The organism is Stutzerimonas stutzeri (genome assembly GCF_038561965.1).
Lineage (GTDB): Bacteria > Pseudomonadota > Gammaproteobacteria > Pseudomonadales > Pseudomonadaceae > Stutzerimonas > Stutzerimonas stutzeri_AA.
Genome location: NZ_CP139348.1, coordinates 715131 through 735807, shown reverse-complemented (window position 1 = coordinate 735807; position 20677 = coordinate 715131). Strand labels below are relative to the sequence as shown.

The 20677-nt window shown below is 63.9% G+C and carries 18 protein-coding genes; 8 read left to right on the top strand and 10 right to left on the bottom strand.

Features of this window, described 5'->3' with window-relative positions; all coding sequences use genetic code 11:
* Positions 1-50 precede the first annotated feature (50 nt).
* Positions 51-518 (bottom strand): bacterioferritin, encoded by a 468-nt coding sequence (gene bfr, locus SM130_RS03215; RefSeq protein ID WP_102824385.1) that lies wholly within the window; start codon positions 516-518, stop codon positions 51-53.
* Between the two features lie 245 nt (positions 519-763).
* Between bfr and SM130_RS03210 the strand changes: the two genes are divergently transcribed.
* The 3 genes from SM130_RS03210 to SM130_RS03200 are packed head-to-tail and all read left to right on the top strand — an operon-like array spanning position 764 to position 6367.
* Positions 764-1843 carry an efflux RND transporter periplasmic adaptor subunit gene (locus tag SM130_RS03210; RefSeq protein WP_102824384.1) on the top strand — a complete coding sequence of 360 codons (1080 nt, stop codon included), beginning with the start codon at positions 764-766 and terminating at the stop codon, positions 1841-1843.
* Positions 1844-1847: 4 nt separating this feature from the next.
* Positions 1848-4892 carry an efflux RND transporter permease subunit gene (locus tag SM130_RS03205; RefSeq protein WP_102824383.1) on the top strand — a complete coding sequence of 1015 codons (3045 nt, stop codon included), beginning with the start codon at positions 1848-1850 and terminating at the stop codon, positions 4890-4892.
* Positions 4889-6367 (top strand): efflux transporter outer membrane subunit, encoded by a 1479-nt coding sequence (locus tag SM130_RS03200; RefSeq protein ID WP_102824382.1) that lies wholly within the window; start codon positions 4889-4891, stop codon positions 6365-6367. The genes SM130_RS03205 and SM130_RS03200 overlap by 4 nt, the downstream gene beginning before the upstream one ends.
* Positions 6368-6522: 155 nt before the next feature.
* Here SM130_RS03200 and SM130_RS03195 read toward each other — a convergent pair whose 3' ends face one another.
* On the bottom strand, positions 6523-7413 hold the full coding sequence (locus SM130_RS03195; RefSeq protein ID WP_102824381.1) for a PA4780 family RIO1-like protein kinase: 891 nt from the start codon (positions 7411-7413) through the stop codon (positions 6523-6525).
* A 157-nt stretch (positions 7414-7570) separates the two neighbouring features.
* Here SM130_RS03195 and ada point away from each other — a divergent pair, with 157 nt between their 5' ends.
* Genes ada through SM130_RS03180 form a run of 3 tightly spaced genes read left to right on the top strand, consistent with a single transcriptional unit; the run spans position 7571 to position 9745 of the window.
* Positions 7571-8611, top strand: coding sequence for a bifunctional DNA-binding transcriptional regulator/O6-methylguanine-DNA methyltransferase Ada (gene ada / locus SM130_RS03190; protein ID WP_102824380.1), 1041 nt, complete (start codon positions 7571-7573; stop codon positions 8609-8611).
* A 52-nt stretch (positions 8612-8663) separates the two neighbouring features.
* Positions 8664-8906 (top strand): hypothetical protein, encoded by a 243-nt coding sequence (locus SM130_RS03185; RefSeq protein ID WP_102824379.1) that lies wholly within the window; start codon positions 8664-8666, stop codon positions 8904-8906.
* 53 nt (positions 8907-8959) lie between these two features.
* Entirely contained in the window at positions 8960-9745 is a 786-nt protein-coding gene (locus tag SM130_RS03180; RefSeq protein ID WP_102824378.1) for a TatD family hydrolase, read from the top strand.
* A gap of 13 nt (positions 9746-9758) precedes the next feature.
* Here the strand turns inward: SM130_RS03180 and SM130_RS03175 are convergent, their stop codons facing one another.
* The 4 genes from SM130_RS03175 to nfi all read right to left on the bottom strand — a co-directional run bounded on the left by SM130_RS03175 (position 9759) and on the right by nfi (position 14300).
* The gene (locus SM130_RS03175) at positions 9759-11789 is read right to left on the bottom strand and encodes a methyl-accepting chemotaxis protein (RefSeq protein WP_102824377.1); all 2031 of its coding nucleotides are present in this window, start codon (positions 11787-11789) and stop codon (positions 9759-9761) included.
* 266 nt (positions 11790-12055) lie between these two features.
* Positions 12056-12892, bottom strand: a complete 837-nt coding sequence (gene ampE, locus SM130_RS03170) for a regulatory signaling modulator protein AmpE (protein ID WP_102824376.1) — start codon at positions 12890-12892, stop codon at positions 12056-12058.
* Positions 12893-12908: 16 nt separating this feature from the next.
* Positions 12909-13460, bottom strand: a complete 552-nt coding sequence (gene ampD / locus SM130_RS03165; RefSeq protein ID WP_102824375.1) for a 1,6-anhydro-N-acetylmuramyl-L-alanine amidase AmpD — start codon at positions 13458-13460, stop codon at positions 12909-12911.
* A 111-nt stretch (positions 13461-13571) separates the two neighbouring features.
* On the bottom strand, positions 13572-14300 hold the full coding sequence (nfi, locus tag SM130_RS03160) for a deoxyribonuclease V (RefSeq protein WP_102824374.1): 729 nt from the start codon (positions 14298-14300) through the stop codon (positions 13572-13574).
* Between the two features lie 156 nt (positions 14301-14456).
* On the opposite strand from nfi, the gene SM130_RS03155 reads away from it, so the two are divergent.
* On the top strand, positions 14457-15446 hold the full coding sequence (locus SM130_RS03155) for a GlxA family transcriptional regulator (RefSeq protein ID WP_102824373.1): 990 nt from the start codon (positions 14457-14459) through the stop codon (positions 15444-15446).
* Positions 15447-15623: 177 nt separating this feature from the next.
* Here the strand turns inward: SM130_RS03155 and zapE are convergent, their stop codons facing one another.
* The 3 genes from zapE to SM130_RS03140 form a co-directional block, all read right to left on the bottom strand.
* Positions 15624-16718, bottom strand: a complete 1095-nt coding sequence (zapE, locus tag SM130_RS03150; protein ID WP_102824372.1) for a cell division protein ZapE — start codon at positions 16716-16718, stop codon at positions 15624-15626.
* Positions 16719-16887: 169 nt separating this feature from the next.
* Positions 16888-18246, bottom strand: coding sequence for a tryptophan--tRNA ligase (locus SM130_RS03145; protein ID WP_102824371.1), 1359 nt, complete (start codon positions 18244-18246; stop codon positions 16888-16890).
* 45 nt (positions 18247-18291) lie between these two features.
* Positions 18292-18918, bottom strand: coding sequence for an alpha/beta hydrolase (locus tag SM130_RS03140; protein ID WP_102824370.1), 627 nt, complete (start codon positions 18916-18918; stop codon positions 18292-18294).
* A gap of 138 nt (positions 18919-19056) precedes the next feature.
* On the opposite strand from SM130_RS03140, the gene SM130_RS03135 reads away from it, so the two are divergent.
* Complete coding sequence (locus SM130_RS03135; RefSeq protein WP_102824369.1) at positions 19057-19488, top strand: YhcB family protein; 432 nt, start codon at positions 19057-19059, stop codon at positions 19486-19488.
* Positions 19489-19537: 49 nt separating this feature from the next.
* On the opposite strand, the gene nadC is transcribed toward SM130_RS03135, so the two are convergent.
* Entirely contained in the window at positions 19538-20386 is an 849-nt protein-coding gene (nadC, locus tag SM130_RS03130) for a carboxylating nicotinate-nucleotide diphosphorylase (RefSeq protein WP_102824368.1), read from the bottom strand.
* Positions 20387-20677: the final 291 nt, after the last annotated feature.

Sequence of the window (20677 nt, the reverse complement as noted above, 5' to 3'; positions counted from 1 at the left end):
TGGCTGGTTACCGCGAGACGGGCAGCGTCTGCCTCGCGGTAACTGCCGTATCAGCTGGCTTGCGTTTGCAGGTAGTTCTGCAGGCCGATGCGGTCGATCAGGCCGAGCTGCTGTTCCAGCCAGTAGGCGTGATCTTCCTCGGTATCCTGCAGTTGCAGCGCCAGTATGTCGCGGGTCGGATAGTCGCCGTGCTGTTCGGCCAGCTCGATGCCCTGCGCCAGCGCGGCGCGCACCTTGTACTCAAGCGCCAGGTCGTTGCGCAGCATATCCGGCACGGTATGGCCCGGATTGATCGGCTCCGGCGTCATGTCCGGCGTACCTTCGAGAAAGAGGATACGCTGCAGCAGTGCGTCAGCGTGCTGGGTCTCCTCTTCCATTTCGTGATTGATGCGCTCGTAGAGCTTGGTAAAGCCCCAATCGGCGTACATCCGCGAGTGCAGGAAGTATTGATCGCGTGCCGCCAATTCCCCGCGCAAAAGCTCTTTCAGATAGTCGATTACCGGTGCCTGGCCTTGCATTGCGTATTCCCCATGACTGATGCGTCTTCAACAGCAGGCAAGCATCCCCGCTGAGTCTGTGTCGGTCAAGCGCTGCGCCGCCGCAGCCGTGCCATCTCAAGTGTGGCAGAGCCTGGGCAGAAATCGACCGCCCAGTCACGTCATTGGTAACAGATGCCGCCGAACTCCTGCGCTGGCGCGGGGCTCTATTGTGGGTCCCAGCGCGCGCCCATAGCGCTAGCAATGCCAATCAGACAGGAGCCCCGATGACGTCAACGCCAGCATTCCCAGTGCCCAAGACCTGGTTGACGGTCGTCGTCTGCGCGCTAGCACTGCTCGGCGGTTGCTCGTCCGGGGAAGAGCCGGCGCCTGAACCGCCGAGGATGGCGCTGGTCGAGCCCTTGCAGCCCGCCGAACCAAAGACCGAAGCCTTGCGTTTCTCCGGCGTGGTACGCAGCGTGACCACCACCCAGCTGTCCTTCGAGGTGGCCGGGCGCATCGAGCGCATCATGATCGACGAAGGCACCCGCGTTCGTCGTGGTCAAGCACTGGCCCAGCTGGATCGCACCGACTATCGCCTGCAGATGCGCGAGGCCGAGGCGCGTTTGCGGCAGCTGGAAGCCGATCTGGCGCGCAAGCGCACCCTGCTCGCCGAAGGCATCCTCGCTCCGGCCGCCATTGAGGCTCTGCAGGCAAACACCGTGGCCGCCCGCGTGGCCCGCGATAGCGCCCAGCGCAATATCGATCACACCACCCTGACTGCACCGTTCGATGGTGTGGTGGCTCGCAGGCTGGCCGAACCTGACATGGTGGTCGCAGTCGGCACGCCGGTATTCGAAATGCAGGACAACCGTCATATCGAGGTCAGTGTCGACCTGCCGGAAAGCGCAGCGCTGAGCATTCCACTCGGGCCCGAGCTGCAGGCCGAGGCTGAACTGGTGATTGCCGACCTGCGCCTGCCGCTGCGCTACAAGGAACACAGCACCCAGCCACGCGAAGGCGCACGGACCTATCGACTGGTGCTGCAGGGCGAACCGCCGGAGGATTTCAACCTGCTGCCCGGCATGGCGATGCGCGTCAGCCTAAAACGCCCGCCACGGCCCCAGATGACCGACGCTGGCTTCCGCCTGCCGCTGTCAGCACTACAGACCGACAGCGACGGCAAACACTTCATTTGGCAGGCTGACGATGGCCGCGCGCGGCGCCATCCGGTTCAACTGCAGCGAGTCGATGGCGATCAGGCGCTGATTCACGGCGATGCTCTGCAGGCGCAGATGCCGATCATCGTCGCTGGCGGCAGCAAGCTGCACGACGACCAACCGATCGAAGCGCGGGAGCGGAACTGAGCCGATGGATTTCGCCCGTTACGCCATCCAACGCCCGGTCAACATCTGGATTCTGGTACTGATCTGTCTGCTCGGCGGCATCCTCGCCTTCTTCGAGATCGGCCGCCTGGAAGACCCTGAGTTCACCATCAAGCAGGCCATCGTCAATGTGCAGTACCCCGGCGCCACGGCGCTGGAGGTCGAGCAGCAGGTGACCGAGCCGCTGGAAAGCGCCATCCAGCAGATGTCGCAGATCAAGGAGATCCGCTCACGCTCGATGCCCGGCATCGCCGAAATCCGCGTGGAAATGCAGGACCGCTACGACGGCGATGCGCTGCCGCAGATCTGGGACGAGTTGCGGAACAAGGTCGATGACGCCTTGGGCGACCTGCCTCCGGGCATCGAGCCGCCACAGGTCAACGATGATTTCGGCGACGTTTACGGCATCTTCTACGCGCTGACCGGTGACGGCCTGACGCTCAAGGAGCTGCATGAAACCGCCAAGGACCTGCGTCGCGCCCTGCTCACCGCCGACGGCGTCGGCAAAGTGGAAATCGCCGGCGTGCAGGAAGAGCGCATCCTCGTGGAAGTCGACCAGGCACAGCTGGCGGCGCGTGGCGTCGGTCCGGACGAGATCGCTGCGGCGCTGGCCGACACCGATGCGGCGGTAGATGCCGGCGGGGTCAGTGCCGGCGAGTTCTTCGTACGATTGCGCCCGAGCGGCGCCTTCGATTCGCTCGACGAGCTGCGCGCGTTGCCGGTCGGCCAGGGGCCACAGCGGGTCGAGTTGGGTGCGATCGCCACACTCTCGCGCGACTACGCCGAACGGCCGCGGCAGATCATCCGCCACAATGCCCAGCCGGCACTGACGCTGGGCATCAGCGGGGTTTCCGGGGCGAACATCGTCGAAGTCGGGCACAGCGTCGAAGCGGTGCTGCAGGCCAACGAACACCGCATGCCGCTGGGCGCCGAACTGCATCCACTGTACGAGCAACACCAGATCGTCGACGAGTCGGTGAACAGCTTCGCGCTCAACGTATTCCTTTCGGTGGCCATCGTCGTCGGCGTGCTGTGCATCGCCATGGGCATGCGCGCCGGTTTCATCATCGGCGCGGTGCTGTTTCTCACGGTGCTCGGCACGCTGCTGGTGATGTGGGTGGTGGGTATCGAGCTGGAGCGGATCTCCCTCGGCGCACTGATCATTGCCATGGGCATGCTGGTGGACAACGCGGTGGTGGTTTGCGATGGCATGCTGGTGCGCCAGCGCCAGGGCAAGAGCATCCTCGAGGCGTCGCAACAAACACTGCAGCAGACGCAATGGCCGCTGTTCGGCGCGACCATCATCGGCATCCTCGCCTTCGCCGGCATTGGCCTGTCCCAGGACACCACCGGCGAGTTCCTCTTCTCGCTGTTCTTCGTCATCGCCGTATCGCTGCTGCTCAGCTGGCTGTTGGCGCTGCTGCTGGTACCGCTGTTCGGCCACTACCTGCTGCGCAAAGCCGATACCGACGAGGACCCCGACGCGGCTTACAACGGCCCTTGGTACAACCGCTATCGCCGGCTGGCCGGAGGTGTGCTGCATCGGCCCTGGCTGACCATCGGCGTGCTGGTGCTGCTGACCGTGGTCAGCGCAGTGATCTTCACGCGGCTGCCGCAAAGCTTCTTTCCGCCTTCGAGCACGCCGCTGTTCTACGTCAACCTGTTCATGCCGCAGGGCACGCATATCCGCGATACCGCGCGCACCGCCACTGACGTCGAGGAATACCTTGCCGAGATGGAAGGCGTCAGCGGAGTTTCCAGCTTCATCGGCGCCGGGGCCTCGCGCTTCATGCTGACCTACATGCCGGAGCAACCGAACGCCTCGCTGATGCACTTTCTCGTGCGCACCGAGGATGCCGAGCTGATCGACGGCCTGGTGCGGCAGATCAACCAGGAGCTGCCGCAGCGCTATCCCTCGGCCGATGTGACGGCCGCGCAGTTCATGTTCGGCCCCAACGCCGAGGCCAAGCTGGAGGCGCGCATCAGCGGCCCGGATATTGACGTGCTGCGAGCCATCTCCGCCGAAGGTCGCAAGCGGCTGCAGGATGAGGGCAAGGTGTTCAACGTGCGCGACGACTGGCGTCAGCAGGTTCTGGTGCTACGCCCGCAGTTGGCGCTGGATCGCCTGGCCGACGCTGGTCTGACGCGTCAGGCCGTGGCCCGCGCGCTGGCCGCTGGCAGCGAGGGCCAGCGGGTCAGCCTGTTACGCGAGCGCGACGAACTGATCCCGGTGCTACTGCGCGCCGCGCCTGAGGATCGCGTCAGCAGCGACGACCTGCTGCAACGACTGATCTGGAGCCCGGCAGGCAACGACTACGTGCCGCTGGCGCAAGTCGCCGACGCTATCGAGCCGACCAGCGAGGACAGCATCATCGTGCGCTACGACCGCGAGCGGACGATCTCCATTCGCGCCGAGCCGCGCGATGGCGAGAACACCAACGAGGCACACGAGCGCATTCGCCCGCTGATCGAAGAGATCGAACTGCCGGTCAACTACAGCCTGAAATGGGGCGGCGACTACGAGCAGTCCTCCGATGCCCAGCAGGCCCTCGCCAGTACGCTCGCGGTGCCCTATCTGGCAATGGTGCTGGTCACCGTGCTGCTGTTCGCCAAGGTACGTCAGCCGCTGATGATCTGGCTGGTGGTGCCCATGGCCATCTGTGGGGTGAGCTTCGGTCTGCTGCTCACCGGCCAGGCCTTCGGCTTCATGGCACTGCTCGGTCTGCTCAGCCTGACCGGCATGCTGATCAAGAATGCCGTGGTATTGGTAGACGAGATCGACCGGCAGATCGACGACGAAGTGCCGCGCCTGACCGCCATCATCGAGGCCTCGGCGTCACGCCTGCGTCCGGTGATGATGGCCGCCGGCACCACTGTGCTGGGCATGGTGCCGCTGCTGTTCGACCCGTTCTTCGCCAACATGGCCGTCACCATCATGGGCGGGCTGGGCTTCGCCACGCTGCTGACGCTGCTGGCGGTACCGTGCCTGTACCTGCTGTTCATGAAAGTGCGACCGGAGGAAACCGCATGACTGCCAAGGCCCTGGCCGCCCCGCTGCTGCTCGCCCTGGCTCTGAGCGCCTGCTCCAGCGCACCGCAGCATGCCGAGCCGCAGCTGCCGGCAAACTGGTTCAGCGCCGCCGGTACAAACGCGGCGGATGCCGAGACGCTAGCCGCCTGGTGGCGCCAGTTCGATGACCCACAGCTCACCGCACTGGTCAGTCGTGCCATGCAACAGAACCACGATGTACGCCTGGCCATGGCCCGCGTCACCTCGGCACGGGCACAACTGCGCCAGTCGCGTGCCGGCTTGCTGCCCAGCTTCGACCTACCCGGCTCGGCCAGCCGCCAGTGGGTCGAGAACGACCAGGACGCCGAACCTGGCAGCCCGCTGGCCGATTTCATCCCCGACGATGACGTGATCAGCGTCGACACTTGGGAGCTGGCGCTGCAGGCGACCTGGGAGCTGGACCTGTTCGGCGCGACCCGCGCGCGGCGTGACAGTGCCGCCCAGCAATTGCGCTCAGCCGAAGCACAAACAATCGCCGCACGACTGGCGGTGGCCTCGAACACCGCGCAGGGCTATCTACAACTGCGCGCCCTGCAGGGCCAGCGCGCTTTGCTGGTCGAGGGCATCGAGGTGGCGCGCGAGCTGGAGCGCATCGCCGGACTGCTGTTTTACGCCGGCGAGGTGGCCCGACTCGACGTGGAAGCCACATCGGCCGAACGCACGTCGCTGGAAGCCGATCTGGACGAACTGGACATTCACCTGGCCGAGGCGCAGCTGGCGCTGGACACCCTGCTCGCCGAACCACCTGGCAGCACGGCTGCGCGCCTCGCCGCTGGCACGCCGGTTCCGCTGGCCGAGCAGCACATCGCACCCGGCCAGCCCATCGATCTCCTGCGCCGCCGCCCGGACCTCATCGCCGAAGCCGCACGGCTGGACGCCGCAGAGCTGCAATCACTGGCCGCGCGCCGCGACCTGTTCCCCAAACTGGCAGTGCAGGCCGCAGTGGGCCGCTCCGGCTTCGCCCTGGGCGATGCCATCTCCAGCGCCTCGAACTTCGCCCGAGTCGGTGCCACCTTCGGCCTGCCGCTGCTGGACTATCCACGCCGCGGCGCCGCCATCGACCTGGCCGATGCGGAGGGCGAGACGGCTTACATCGCCTTCGAACAGGCGCTGGCCCGCGCTCTGGAGGAAGTCGAACGCGGGTTGACGAGAATGGCCGGCCAGCAACGCCGGCACGTATCCCTCAGCCGCACCCGCGAGCATCGCGAACGCGCGCACCGGCTGGCGCAACGGAGCTATGAGTTGGGCGAGGCCAATTTGAGTGAGGTACTGGATGCGCAGCGTGGCGCACTGCAGGCCCGACAGCGCGCGCTGGAAGGCAGGACCGCGCTGGCGACGGCGCAGGTGGCGTTGTATGTGGCATTGGGGGGCGGGTGGCAGGCAGGGGCCGCGGATGCCGCAGATGGCGGAGCCAGGTCTGCGGAGAAAACACCCTGAAGACCTTGGCAGCAGCCGAAGCTGTTGGGGCTTCTAGCCACGCCGATTGCCGAGTCACTCGATAGCCTGGTGTCGCCCAGCAGGGCGGAAACCAGACCATCAGACAGTTGGCTAATCAGCCCGGCCGCAGCGGGCCGGCTGAGTAGCCAAATCCATCAACCTCTCATCCATGGCGGCTCAGGCGGCTCATCCTTCGGCGCATCATCCGCCCCTCGCAAGGCCTCGCGCCGCTCCTGCTCAGCCAACGTCGCCTTGATCTCCCGCATCACCGCATCGATATCCGCGGCATCTTCGGGCTCGGCAAACTCCCCGGTCAGCTCGGTCTCGGTGGTCAGCTTGCCCTGCTCGTACAGTGCCCACATTTCCTTGGCATAACGGGTGAACCTGAGTTCCGGCGCGAACTGACCAAAATAGGCCGACATGTTGCCGACATCGCGCTCGAGCATTTCGAACGCATGGTTGTTGCCGGCAGCATCCACCGCCTGCGGCAGGTCAATGATCACCGGGCCATGCTGGTCGAGGAGCACGTTGAATTCCGACAGGTCACCGTGCACCAGCCCTGCGCAAAGCATCTTGACCACTTCGTGGATCATGAAGGCGTGGAATTCCCGGGCATCGTCCGGATGCAGGTCGACGTCATTAAGACGCGGCGCCGCATCGCCATCCTCGCCAGCGATCATTTCCATCAGCAGCACACCATCGAGGAAGTCGTACGGCTTGGGCACCCGCACGCCCGCATCAGCGAGGCGGAACAAGGCCGCAACCTCGGCGTTCTGCCAGTTGTCTTCCTTCTCCTTGCGCCCGTGCTTGGAGCCCTTGGCCATGGCGCGGGCGTCGCGGCTGCTGCGGACCTTGCGGCCTTCCTGGTATTTCACGGCCTGGCGGAAGCTGCGCTTGTTGGCTTCCTTGTAGACCTTGGCGCAGCGCAGCTCTTCACCGCAGCGCACCACGTATACCGCTGCTTCCTTGCCGCTCATCAGCGGCCGCAGCACCTCGTCGATCAGGCCATCCTCGATCAGCGGTTCGAGTCGTTTAGGCGTTTTCATCAGCGGCTTGCAGGTCCTTCTCGGTCAGGGCGATGCTGCAGGTTACGGCAATCGTCAGTCGGCTTCCATTCTCCCCATCGACTTTGAAAGCACGCTTTGGATTGGCGCACGGCCTGCTTAGGTCCGACAATCGCAGCATCAACCAGGGAGTCGCGCCATGCTCGACCAGAACCGCTGCTGGCAAGCCCTTTGCGAACGTGATGCTGCCTTCGATGGGCGCTTCGTATTCGCCGTGCGCTCGACCGGCATTTTCTGTCGGCCCAGCTGCCCGGCACGCCGCCCAGCCCGCGAGCGGGTGGTGTTCTATGCCGAGGCTGCCACGGCCGAGGCGGCGGGCTTCCGCCCTTGCCGCCGCTGCGCGCCCTGCGGTCCCAGCCCGAGCGAGCAACTCGATGCGCTGGTGGTTGCCGCCTGTCGCCTGCTCGATGCGAGCGAGGCGCCGTTGCCGCTGCAGCAGCTGGCCACGCGCATTGGGCTGTCGCCGGCCTACCTGTCGCGGGCATTCAAGGCACGCACCGGCATGACTCCGCGGGCGTGGTCAGCAGCGCGCCGCCGCGAACGCCTGCAAGCCCATCTGGCCGAAGCCGACTCGGTACTCGATGCCGCCCTCGCCGCCGGCTACTCCGGCACGCGGGCACCCTATGCGGACGCGCAGGCGCTGACGCCGGCCCAGCGCCGACGCAAAGGCGCCGGCGAAACCCTGCGCTATGCCCTGACACCCTGCCCGCTCGGCCTGCTACTGGTCGCTGTCAGTGGCAAGGGCGTCTGCGCGCTGCTGTTCGGCGACAGTGAAGACGCCCTGGAAGACGAGTTGCGCTCACGCTTTGCCGCCGCGCAGCTGCAGCGCGACCAAGACGGCCTGGGTGAGTGGCTGCAGGCAATCGTCGGCCAACTGGAGGAACCACAGCGGGCCGCCGGCCTGCCGCTGGACTTGCGCGGTACGGCCTTCCAGCAGCAAGTCTGGCTGGCGCTGCAACAGATTCCCGCCGGGGAGACGCGGCGCTATGGAGAACTGGCAGCGACACTTGGCAGCCACGCCCGCGCCGTAGCCCGCGCCTGCGCCAGCAACCCCGTCGGATTGCTGGTGCCCTGTCACCGCGTGGTCGGTAGCCAGCAGGCGCTGACCGGTTATCGCTGGGGGATTGAGCGCAAGGCCGCGCTGCTCAAGCGCGAAGCACAGGACGAACCGGGAGCCTGAGCGGTTTTTGGCGGTCGGATGTATCAGTGCCGCCAACCGCAGGACGCCCGCCATGACCGATCTGAAACGTTATCGCATCCACTACCGCATCAACGGCGAGCCCGCATCGCTGCTGATCAGCTCATTCGAAACACCCGGCCTCGAGCAGGCCGAGCTGGAGATCCTGCTGCATCACGTTCGCGAGCCGCGCGCCGCCGTCGACGCCCCCTGGGAAAACCCCGTCCGCCCCAGCGAGGCCAGCCGGCTGACCGAACTGGGTGTCAGCGACATCCAGATCGAAGAGGAAAGCCGCTGACAGCCATGTAGCATTACCTGCCCGCCCACCGCCGACCTACATGGAGTCTGCTCGTGCAGCTGATCGACACCCACACCCACCTCGACTTCGAAATGTTCGACGACGACAGGGCGCAGGTAATTGCCCGCAGCCAGGACGTTGGAGTCGAGCGCATCGTGGTGCTCGGTGTGCATGAAGCGAACTGGGAGCGGGTTTGGCGGCTGGCCTGCGAGCAGCCAAGCGTTCATGCCGCGCTGGGCCTGCACCCGGTATTCATTGAAGATCATCGGAACGACCATCTGGGCCACCTGCGCGCCTGGCTGGAGCGGCTGCGCGGTGAACCCAAGCTCTGCGCCATCGGCGAGATCGGCCTGGACTATTACGTCGAGGACCCCGACATCGAGCGCCAGCACGAGCTGCTCGAAGCGCAGCTGACACTGGCCGCTGAGTTCGCCCTGCCGGTGCTGCTGCACGTACGTCGCGCACATGCGCCGATGATTGCCTCGCTCAAGCGACACAAGCTGGAACGCACGGGCATCGTGCATGCCTTCAGTGGCAGCTGGGAAGAGGCTCGGGAGTATCTGCGCCTGGGTTTCAAGCTCGGCCTCGGTGGTGCCGGCACCTGGCCGCAGGCGCAGCGCATGCACCGGGTGCTGAAACAGCTGCCACTGGGGGCCATCGTGCTGGAAACCGACGCGCCGGACATTCCACCGGCCGGCCATGCTGGCGAGCGCAACAGCCCAGAGCTGCTGCCGGAGATCTGCCGGATGCTGGCCGACCTGAAGGGCGTCAGCGCCGAAGAGCTGGCCGCCGCCAGCTATCGCAACAGTTGCGAGCTGTTCGGCTGGCCGCAGCCCTGACCTGTCGCCCTGCTCAGACGCGGAACGCGCCGATCAGCTGCTGCAGACGTCCGACCAGCTGGGACAATTCACGGCTCGCCTGCTCGGTATGCCCGGCACCCTCGGCGGTACGCTGGCCGGCCTCGTTGATCGCGACGATGTTGCGATCGATATCGTGCGCCACGGCAGTCTGCTGCTCGGCCGCTGCCGCGATCTGCTGGTTCTGATCGACGATCAGCCCCACGGCACCGAGGATGTTCTCCAGCGCCTGCTCGACCTGTCCTGACTGGCCCACGGTATCTTCGGCAAGCGTATGGCTGGCATGCATGGTCTTCACCGCCGCGCCGACGCCATTCTGCAAACGCGCGATCATCTGCTCGATTTCTGCCGTCGATTTCTGCGTCCGCTGCGCCAGCCCGCGCACCTCGTCGGCCACCACCGCAAAGCCGCGCCCCTGCTCACCGGCACGCGCAGCCTCGATGGCTGCGTTGAGTGCCAGCAGGTTGGTCTGCTCGGCAATCGTCTTGATCACGTCGAGCACCTGACTGATCGCCTTGCTGTCGCCGGCCAGCTGATTGATCACTTGCACCGACTGCTCGATTTCACTGGCCAGACGCTGGATGCCACCCACCTGTGCCACCACCAGCGCCCGTCCGCTGACGGTTTCCTGGTTGACGCTCTGTGCACTGCCCACGGCCGCCTCGGCACTGCTGGCAACCTCCTGGGCCGTGGCAGACATCTCGTTCATCGCCGTCGCAACCTGTTCGATCTGGCCACGCTGCTCGGAGACGGTCTGGTTGCTCTCGCCGGAAACGCTTTCGACCCGCTGCGCCTGGCGCTCGACCTCGGCCACCGTCTGGCCGACCCGCTCGATCAGCTCACGAACCTGCGCCACGGTGGTATTGAACACCTGCCCCAGCTCGCCGAGTTCATCGCGGCTCTGCACCTGATAGCGCACAGTCAAATCGCCGGCCGCAACCTTGCCCATGATCTTGCCCAGACTGTGCAATGAGGCGCGCGTTGACGCATAGAAACCGGCGTACAGATAGGCAACCAGGCAGAGCACGATGGCCACTGCCGAGATCAGCAAGGTCATCAACAGGCGCTTCTGCTCCAGCCGTTCGGCAAGCTCAACGTCGAGGAACTCCAGGATGGCGTCGTTCAGCTCGTAGGTCTTGGCCATCTGTGCGCTGATGCGCTCGTAGAACTGTTCCCAAGGACGATCCAGCGCATCGGCCATGATCACTTCGTCCTGCAGGATGTCGCTGCTCGCCTGCAGCGACTCGCGGCTGGCAGTGGCGAAGGAGTCGAGCTTACGACGCGCGGCCTCGCTGGCGCCGAAAGCATCCTGCAGTTGCGCGGCGTATTGCGCCTGCTGCTTCTCCAGCTCGAGCACGAGGTTGTCCAGCGTGTTGCTGGCATCAGAGTTCAGATACCCCTGCCCGAAGGTGTACGAGCCCACCGCACGCCCCTCGCCGAGCGATGCACTGATGGCCGGGGTCACCGTAGTCAGCAGCTCGGCCAGCAGGCGCACCTCACGCTCGAGATCTTGACTGAGGCCCGACTGCCCAGCCACGAGCTTGATCATCACTTGCGACTGCCCCAACAGCGTTTCCGCCATGGCGGCCTTGGACTGCAGCGATTGCTCGGCCTGAGCGGCGCTCAGCCCCGCAACCAGCTCATCGCGGCGCGCATTGAATTCGGCTATCTGCTCTGGCGCATCGCCAACCGGCGCAAGGGCCTGCAGCTGTGCTGCCAGCTCGCCTTCAACACGGTTCAGGCGGGTCTGCAAGGCCTCGACGTTGCCGGTCTGGCCGATGATCGATTCGATCCGCACGAGGTCCTTCCAGTCCTCCATGCTACGCCGCACCAGCAGTGTCGAGCCGAGCAGCTCCAGGCTCTGCAGCTCGGTGCGGGTACCAACGAACGTCCGATACGAATCACGTACCAGATAGTAATTGCTCAGCAGCATGGGAACGAAGAACAGGACACTGACCAGGCTGAACTTCATGCCGAAGCTCAGGCGGTTCATGAACGCGATCGCGGGATACAACAGACTATTCACACGACGTCTCCCAATTTTATTGGTTTTGGCTTACACGCAATTGCAGCGCGCAGCAGGGCTCGTCAGAGAGTGCATCTGCCCGGGTTATACGGGATATCGGTAAGGGAATTTGTAACTTAAGGTAATGGCTAAATGATAGCCAGCAGACCCATGCCCTCCATTCGCTCAGCGAGCTGTCTGGCCCGCGGGTTGTAGCGCTTGGATAGAGAACGGCCATACAGCGATTTTATGGCCGCTTATTCAGCTATGCCGGCGCTTTGCTCGGCTCAGGCGAAGATGGTCAGGACGGCGATCACGGCGTACCAGAACACCCGGGTGCGTACCAGCAACGCGGCGATTTCGTCGAGCCGGGCGATACCCGCCTCGCCATCGATCACAGGCGACAGGTCAGCAGCCATAGGACCAGCATCGGCCAGCAGCCGACGCGCCGGCGCGTCCCAGCTGAGCAGTTCGTGCAGTAACGCTCGGTTGACGGCGACGAAGTTGCCGACCAGGGCGAAGCTGCCCAGCAGCACCCGCACCGGCAGCCAGTCGAATGCATGCCGCAGCTGATCGGCGCGCTCGCGCAACCCTTCGCGCTCGGCATGTTCGCCGCACAACGCCAGCAGCCGGTAGGCCAGCGCCGCCATCGGCCCCAGCAACAGGTACCAGAAGATGACGGCGAAGAAGCCCTCGTAGCTCTTCCATAGCAGCCGCGTTTGCACCGCCTGCAGCAGACTGGGTGGGTCCTGACCCAGCAAGCCGAGATCACGTTCGGCGGCCAGCGCCGCGGCCTCCTGATCGCCGCGCCGCCAGGCATCGCGGAACGCGCCCAGTTCGGATTTCGCGTGGCCGCGACCGAGGCTGTAGAGCAATACCAGCAAATGCAGCGGAAGGCTCAACCAGCCGTACGACAAGGGCTCCAGTGCTGCCAGCAACAGCCCGAGCAGCAGCACCGGCAGGAGCACCAGCAGGAGCAACGCAAGCCAGGGCGAATGCTGTAAGCGCGGGCTGGTCTCGGCTTGGCGCAGCCGCGCCAGCAAGGGCCCGTCATGTTGCAGGCGTGGCCGCCAATCGGAAAACTTGTCCACCAGCAGCACGAGCAGGATTACCAGAAAACTCATCAATCTTTTCCTTTCGTCAGCAGGTAATGAAAGCTGCGCGCAACCGCTGCCAGTCGAATGCCGGCCCGGGGTCGGTCTTGCGTCCGGGGGCGATATCGCTGTGGCCACATACCCGCTCGGGCGTGATGGCCGGATAGGCGCTTTGCAGAATCCGGCAGAGTTCGATCAGCGCCTGATACTGCGCCTCGCTGAAGGGTTGATCGTCGGTCCCCTCCAGCTCGATGCCGATCGAGAAATCATTGCAGCTCTCGCGTCCGTCAAAGCACGACACACCGGCATGCCAGGCACGATCCAGAGAAGAGACGAACTGAGTGATCGCGCCATCACGCTCGATGAGAAAATGCGCCGACACCTGCAGCTCGGCAATCTCTTCGAAGAAAGGATGCTCAGAGCGCTGCAGTACGTTCTGGAAGAACTGCTGAACCTTGCCGGTTCCGAACTGCCCCGGCGGCAGGCTGATGTTGTGAATCACCAGCAGGGATATCTCGCAGGCCGGACGCTGGTTGAAGTTCGGTGACGGGCAGTGGCGGACGCCATGACACCAGCCGGTGGCGCAATCCAGATGCATTGTGAAGGTCCATGCTGACGGCAGGCCCGCAGGCTAGCGCCTGCAAGACGACGCCTGCAAGCGCAGCCGCAGCAGTTGGCAATTGCAGTTACAACCTGAGTGGCGCGCCGGTTACTCGCCGCTGCCGGCCAGGCGGCGTGCAGCAGCCTTTTCCTCCCGCCGCGAGGCCAGCCGATCGGCCAGACGAGTCGGTTCGGGCAGGCGATAGCGCGTCAGGTAGCGCATTACCAGCTCGGGGGCCGTGGCGATGCTGACGCGGTTGCCAGGCGAGATGATCAGCGGCCGCACCTTGTCCTTGCTGCGCAGTACGCAGCCGATCACTTCGCCAGTCTTCTTGTCGCGCAACGCCACCTGCGCACCGCGCATCAGGTCGAGTTCATCATGCTCGCCTGTGAGCAGCTTCTTCGCCACGCCGATGGTGGGCAGGCCGGTCACCACGCCCAGATGCGCGGCGATCCCCAGGCGCCGAGGATGGGCAATACCGTGGCCGTCGGAAAAGATCAGATCGGGGACTGCAGGCAGTTCGGCGAGCGCTTGCAAGACTGCCGGTAGCTCGCGAAACGACAGCAGGCCGGGAATGTAGGGCATGTTGGTCGGAACTCGCGCCAGGCTGCTGCCGACCAGTTCGAGTGTATCGGCATCCAGCAGCACCGCGGCTGCGCGGGTAATGCTGCCGCCTTCTTCAAAGCCCACATCCACCCCGGCAATCAAGCGCAATGGGGGAAAGTCGTCCTGCAGCCGCACCTGCGAGGCCAAGCCCTGTTGCATCGCTCGGGCGGCTGCCGGGCTGCCATCCCAATCGCCGAACGGGGCAACGGGATACGAATTGGTTTCGCTCATGATTTGCTCCTGTGCATCAGCGGTTCGACGCTATGCCGGTGCAACGGTTCAGCCTCGCCGTAGCAGTTCAGACTGGACAGCGCTGTGGAAAAATAGGACGCTCCAGCCGCCGAACGGCCGTTTTACCCTGTTATTCCACACAATAATTAGAATCGCATGCCCAACCTCGCCTCGATCAAACACGTCAGCATACTGGCCACCGAAGGAGTGTTCGCCTCGACGCTCATGCAGGCCAAAGATTTCTTTCACATGGCCAGCCTGCGCTATGGCAAGCAGCTCGGCCTTGACCTCACCCCTGCTTTCGAAACCCGCCTGGTCAGCCCCGACGGCCATGGCGTAAACACCTTCAGCGGCACAGGCATAGCGGTGGACGGCCTGCTGAATGCAGCGGATATGGTGATCCTGCCGGCCTTCTGGGGTGATTTCGATTCGCTCTGCGCGCAGTACCCGGAAGTCTCCCCCTGGCTGCGTGAGCGCCACGCTGCCGGCAGCGTCATCTGCGGCGAAGCCACCGGAGTCTTCTGGATGGCCCAGGCTGGCCTGCTGGAGGGTCGGGAAGCAACCACGCACTGGCGCTTCGCCAATGACTTCGCCGGACGCTTTCCCGGCGTGACCTTCAGCGCCGACAAGCACCTCACCGACAGCGACAACCTCTACTGTGCCGGCGGCACGACCTCGGCCTGCGACCTGTACATGTACCTGGTGGAGCGCTTCTGCGGCGCGCATGTAGCCCAAGGCATGGCCCGCGATGTGCTGTTCGAATTGCAACGCAGCTACAGTCCGGGCCGGCTGGGTTTCGGCGGGCAGAAGCTGCACCTGGATACGCGAATCCTGCAGATCCAGGAGTGGCTGGAGGCGAACTTCGCTGAGAAATTCCGCTTCGAGGATGTTGCCCGTCAGCATGGCATGAGCATTCGCAATTTCATGCGGCGCTTTCAGGCAGCCACTGGTGACAAGCCGCTGCATTACCTGCAGCGGCTGCGCATCGAGACGGCTAAAAGCCTGCTCGCCACCACAGGCAAGAGCATCAAGACCATCAGCTACGAAGTGGGATACGACGACGCCAGCTTCTTCGCCCGCCTGTTCCGCCAGCACACCGAGCTGTCGCCCAATCACTATCGGCAGAAGTACCGGCCAGAGTCATAGGGACAGACGCGGAAAGCCAAGGGGCTGCTATCTCGTAGAGGTGACGTCGAGCGGGATGGCTTACAGAAGCAGTCTTCCAACCGCTCGCAGCCGATTCGCGGTCGAGACGGCTGCTACAAAGGCGAAGTGCCGATGCTCCGTGGCCGCGAAGAACTGCTCCTCGCGGCCAAAGTCTTGTCAGGGCTTGTGCGGCCGCGACAGGTATTCGTGGGATTGCATCTCCAGCAAGCGGCTCAAGGTGCGCTGGAATTCGAACTCCAGGCGGCCACCGGTATAGAGGTCCTTGAGTTCGACCTCAGCGGAGATGATGAGCTTGACGTTGCGGTCGTAGAACTCGTCCACCAGATTGATGAAGCGGCGCGCCATGTCGTCCTTGGCCACGTTCATCTGCTCGACGTTGGCCAGCAGGATCGCGCCGAATATCTTGCCCAGTTCGATGTAGTCGTTCTGGCTGCGGGGTCCGTCGCACAGCTCACGGAACTCGAACCAGGCCACGTCGTTGCCGGTCTTCACCGCGCGGATCTCGCGGTTTTCGATCATCAGCCCGTCATCGTTGACCACCCGGCAGTTTTCCGGGAGCAGGCTCTTGAAGCTGCGCTCCAGGCTCTGCTCCGCCTCGGTGTCGAGCGGAAAGTGGAACAGTTCGGCCTGTTCCAGGGCTCGCAGGCGGTAGTCGATGCCACTGTCGACGTTGACGATCTCGGTGTGCTTCTTCAGCAGCTCGATCGCCGGCAGGAAGCGCGCACGCTGCAGGCCGTCCTTGTACAGACCGTCCGGGACGATGTTGGATGTCGCCACCAGGCTGACGCCGTTCTTGAACAGCTCGTCGAGCAGCGTGGCGAGGATCATCGCGTCGGTGATATCGGACACGAAGAACTCGTCGAAGCAGATCACTCGCGACTCATCGGCGAAGCGTTTACCGATGATGGTCAGCGGGTTCTTCTCGCCCTTGAGGGTTCTCATTTCCTCGTGCACGCGTTTCATGAAACGGTGAAAGTGCGTACGCGTTTTCTGCTTGAACGGCAGCGCATCGAAGAAGGTATCGACCAGGTAGGTCTTGCCGCGGCCAACGCCGCCCCAGAAGTAGATGCCTCTGATCGGCTCCTGCTGTTTCTTGCCGAACAGCTTGCCGAGCAGGCCGCTCTTGCTGCGATCGTCGGCCACCAGGTCGTCATACAGACGCTGCAGATGACGCACCGCGTTTTCCTGGGCCGCATCGTGGAAGAAGTCAGGACGTTTCAGGTCGGCCTGATAGCGCTCAAGAGGGGTCATGGCGGAGTCTGGGTAGTGAAACGGGGCCGACACTTTAGCCGCGCCCTCGGTGGTTGGCAATTTACTCAGGTCGTTCAAGCGTCAGCCCTCGTGGCACACCCGTTCATGGAGATCGTCGCGAGGCAGCGGAACGCAGCCAGTCGGTGCGTTCCGCCTTGGCAGCAGCGCCTTACTCGACCAGTGTGGCCAGCGCTTCGCGCACCCGCAGCATGGCCGCATCGAGCGCCTCGGCGCTCGCGTAGTGCGGGCTGTCGGCGACGCATTCGTCGTCCAGCCACAGAGTGAATTGATCGCCTTCGTCCTCGCGAAGTTCCAGCGCATCCGGTCCGCCGGCGATCAGCCGCTGGGTCAAGCTGCCGATCGCCTTCGGATTGCTCAACGGACGGGACAGCAGCAATTCTTCGCCATCGGCCGCGAAGAACCGGAAGCGGAAGGCACCGTCGGGCTCGCGGAAGCTGGCGAAGCGCGCGACCTTGCTCGACTTCTTCTTGGCTGGCGCTGCGCTATTCAGTTCACTGCGGAAGTTGCGCAGCCCGACTGCCTCACGCAGCTCGCTGAGGAAGGGCGTGGCGATCCGGCGCGCTTTGGCAGCGCCCGCCTGGAGGATGTCCTCCAGCTCGGCGGGCTTGGTGATGAGCTGGTGATACAGCTCACGCGCCTCGCCCAGCTCGTTGTCGAGCAGCTCGAACAGACGTTGCTTGGCATCGCCCCAGGCCAGCCCGCCGACCAGCTCCTGGCGGAAATCGGCCTGCTGCTGCGCGGTGGCGAATGCCTGGTACAGCGTGAACAGGTGCGAGCTGTCCGGATCTTTAGGCTCGCCCGGCAGCCGCGAGTCGGTGACGATGCGTGCGATTGCCGCCTTCAGCTCTTTGGCGCTACCGAATAGAGGAATCGTATTGTCGTAACTCTTCGACATCTTGCGCCCATCGAGGCCGGGCAACGTCGCGACGCCCTCCTCGATCACCGCTTCCGGCAAGGTGAAGAACTCACGTCCCTGACCGAACAGGTGGTTGAAGCGCTGGGCGATGTCACGTGCCATTTCCACGTGCTGAATCTGATCGCGGCCAACCGGCACCTTGTGTGCGTTGAACATGAGGATGTCCGCTGCCATCAGTACTGGATAGCTGTAAAGCCCCATGGTTACGCCAGCATCCGGGTCCTCGCCGTTCTCGACGTTCTTGTCCACCGAGGCCTTGTAAGCATGCGCGCGGTTGAGCAGGCCCTTGGCGGTGACGCAGGTAAGCAGCCAAGTCAACTCGGGAATTTCCGGAACATCGGACTGACGATAGAAGGTCACGCGCTCGGCATCGAGGCCACAAGCCAGCCAGGTCGCGGCAATCTCCAGGCGCGAACGCTGAATGCGCAGCGGGTCGTCGCACTTGATCAGCGCGTGGTAGTCGGCCAGAAAATAGAAAGAATCGGCAGCCGCGTCACGGCTTGCGCGGACCGCCGGGCGAATCGCACCGGCGTAGTTGCCCAGGTGCGGTGTGCCGGTGGTCGTGATACCGGTAAGGATTCGGGTAGTCATTCAGCTGTATCTCGATCGTTGCGCACTGAAGAACGAAAGCAGCGGCTAGAGGCGTGGTGCGACCAGCGCTTTCAGCTCAACCAGCTTGCCGTGAAAAAAGTGGCCGCATTCTGCCACTTTCAGCAGCTCGTGGGGGTGCTGCAGCGCGGCGGAAAAGGCATACACCGACTCGGCATCGATCACCTCGTCCTGCTCCGGCTGGATGACGGTCAGTTGGCAATCATCGGCCAACACCAGCGCGTCAAGCCGTGTAACGGCCGGCGCCACCATCAGCAGACGTTGCACTTTCTGACCTTCGGCTTTCAGGCGCGACGCCAGACTAGCAGCGACGAAGCCACCGAACGAGAACCCCAACAACGTCAATGGCAGGTCGGGATGCTGCTGCCGTAGCCAGCGCAACACGGCCTCGGCATCATCCACCTCGCCCTCGACCATATCGTGGGCACCGGCACTGGCGCCCACGCCGCGATAGTTGAAGCGCAGCGTGCTGTAGCCAGCATCCCGCGCAGTGCGCTGCAGGGTCGATACGACCTTGTTCAGCATGGTGCCGCCCTTGACCGGGTTCGGATGACAGATCAGCGCCAGTCCAACAGCCTGCGGTTGATCGAAGTACAAGGCTTCCAGCGCCCCGCAGGGGCCGTCGAGAGAGAGAGGGGTTTCACGTTTCAACAAAGCAGGAACTCCGTGACCTTGGGACGAGTCGACTCGTCTTGCTAACTAGCTGCCAACAACCGCCGCCTCGCGTTGCGGTATACAGAGCAGGTACGAGACGTTAACGTAAGCACAGCCGTTTATATAGAGGAAGGACTCGTGGAACAGACCCTCGCGACCTGGTTGCTCCCGATCGTCGGCCTGATCGCCGGCATCGCCATCGGTTACCTGGTGGCGCGCAACAGCGCACCCAACCGTACACAGAGTCAGGTCGATGACCTGCAAGAGCGCTTCGACACCTATCAGAGTGAGGTAGTTACTCACTTCAACACCACGGCCAGCCTGCTACGCAAACTGACCAACAACTATCAGGACATTCAGGATCACCTGTCCGACGGCGCCAATCGCCTTGCGCTCGACGAGCAGACCCGCCAGCGCCTGATGGCAACCTTGCACAGCGAGGAAAACCATGGCACCCGCGAGCGCCTGTCATCGCCTGCGTTCACCGAGCCGCCCAAGGACTACGCGCCGAAAGGCGACGACACCCCTGGCACACTGCACGAAAACTTCGGCCTGAAGAGCCGCCAATGACCGCCTCGCCTGGCGCAGTTGCTGCGCCAGGCACCGCAATGCGCCCCGCCTACTGACGCAACCGCATCGACAGATCCACGGCACGCACATGCTTGGTCAGCGCGCCGATGGAGATGTAATCCACGCCTGTTTCCGCCACGCTGCGCAGCGTCTCATCGCTGATGCCGCCCGACGCCTCCAGTTTGGCCCGGCCTGCAGTAATCGCGACCGCAGTGCGCATGTCGTCCAGACTGAGCTCATCCAGCATGACGATATCGGCGCCAGCTCGCAGCGCCTGCTCGAGCTCATCCAGACTCTCCACTTCTATCTCCACCGGCTTGCCCGGCGCGATGCGTTGCGCAGCGGCAACCGCCTCGGCGATACCGCCGCAAGCGGCAATGTGGTTTTCTTTGATCAGGAAGGCGTCGTGAAGACCGATCCGATGGTTATGGCAGCCACCGCAGGTGACCGCATACTTCTGCGCCAGACGCAGGCCAGGGATCGTCTTGCGCGTATCGAGCAAGCGCACGCCAGTGCCTTTGACCATATCGGCATACTGCCTGCAGCGCGTCGCCACTCCGGAGAGCATCTGCAGGAAGTTCAAAGCGCTGCGCTCGCCAGTGAGCAATGCGCGCGCAGGGCCCTCGAGATGGAACAACACCCGATCGGCTTCGACCCAGTCGCCATCTGCAACCTGCCAATGGACCGCGACGCGCGGGTCGACCTGCCTGAACACAGCGTCAACCCAAGCGGTACCGCTCACTACTGCCGCCTCGCGGGTAATGACCGAGGCGTGAGCCAAGCGCTCGGCTGGAATCAATTGCGCGGTGATGTCGCCGCTACCGACATCTTCGGTTAGCGCTCGGCGCACGTTGGCCTCGATTTCGGCAGTTAGATCGGCAAGGGTAAGATTCGGCATGACTGACTCCTCAAGATTGCGGCGAGTATAAAGGCTGAATTCGACCGAGGCAGCGCCAACATGCAGAGACGGCCCGGGCAATCAGCGCGCTTTTTTTACCTCCTGGCGGAAAACCTGCGAGTATCTGTGAGCCAGGTCATGTCCAATAAAAAACTGAGCTTGGCGCCCGAGCCGGATGCTTATAATGCTTCCAAGAATATTGACGCCACCTGAATGACGAGCCTGGGCTGACGAGGCGTCGTTGAAAAACCAAAGCGCTCGGCTATGCTGCGCCTGGTTCCGGTTCGATAG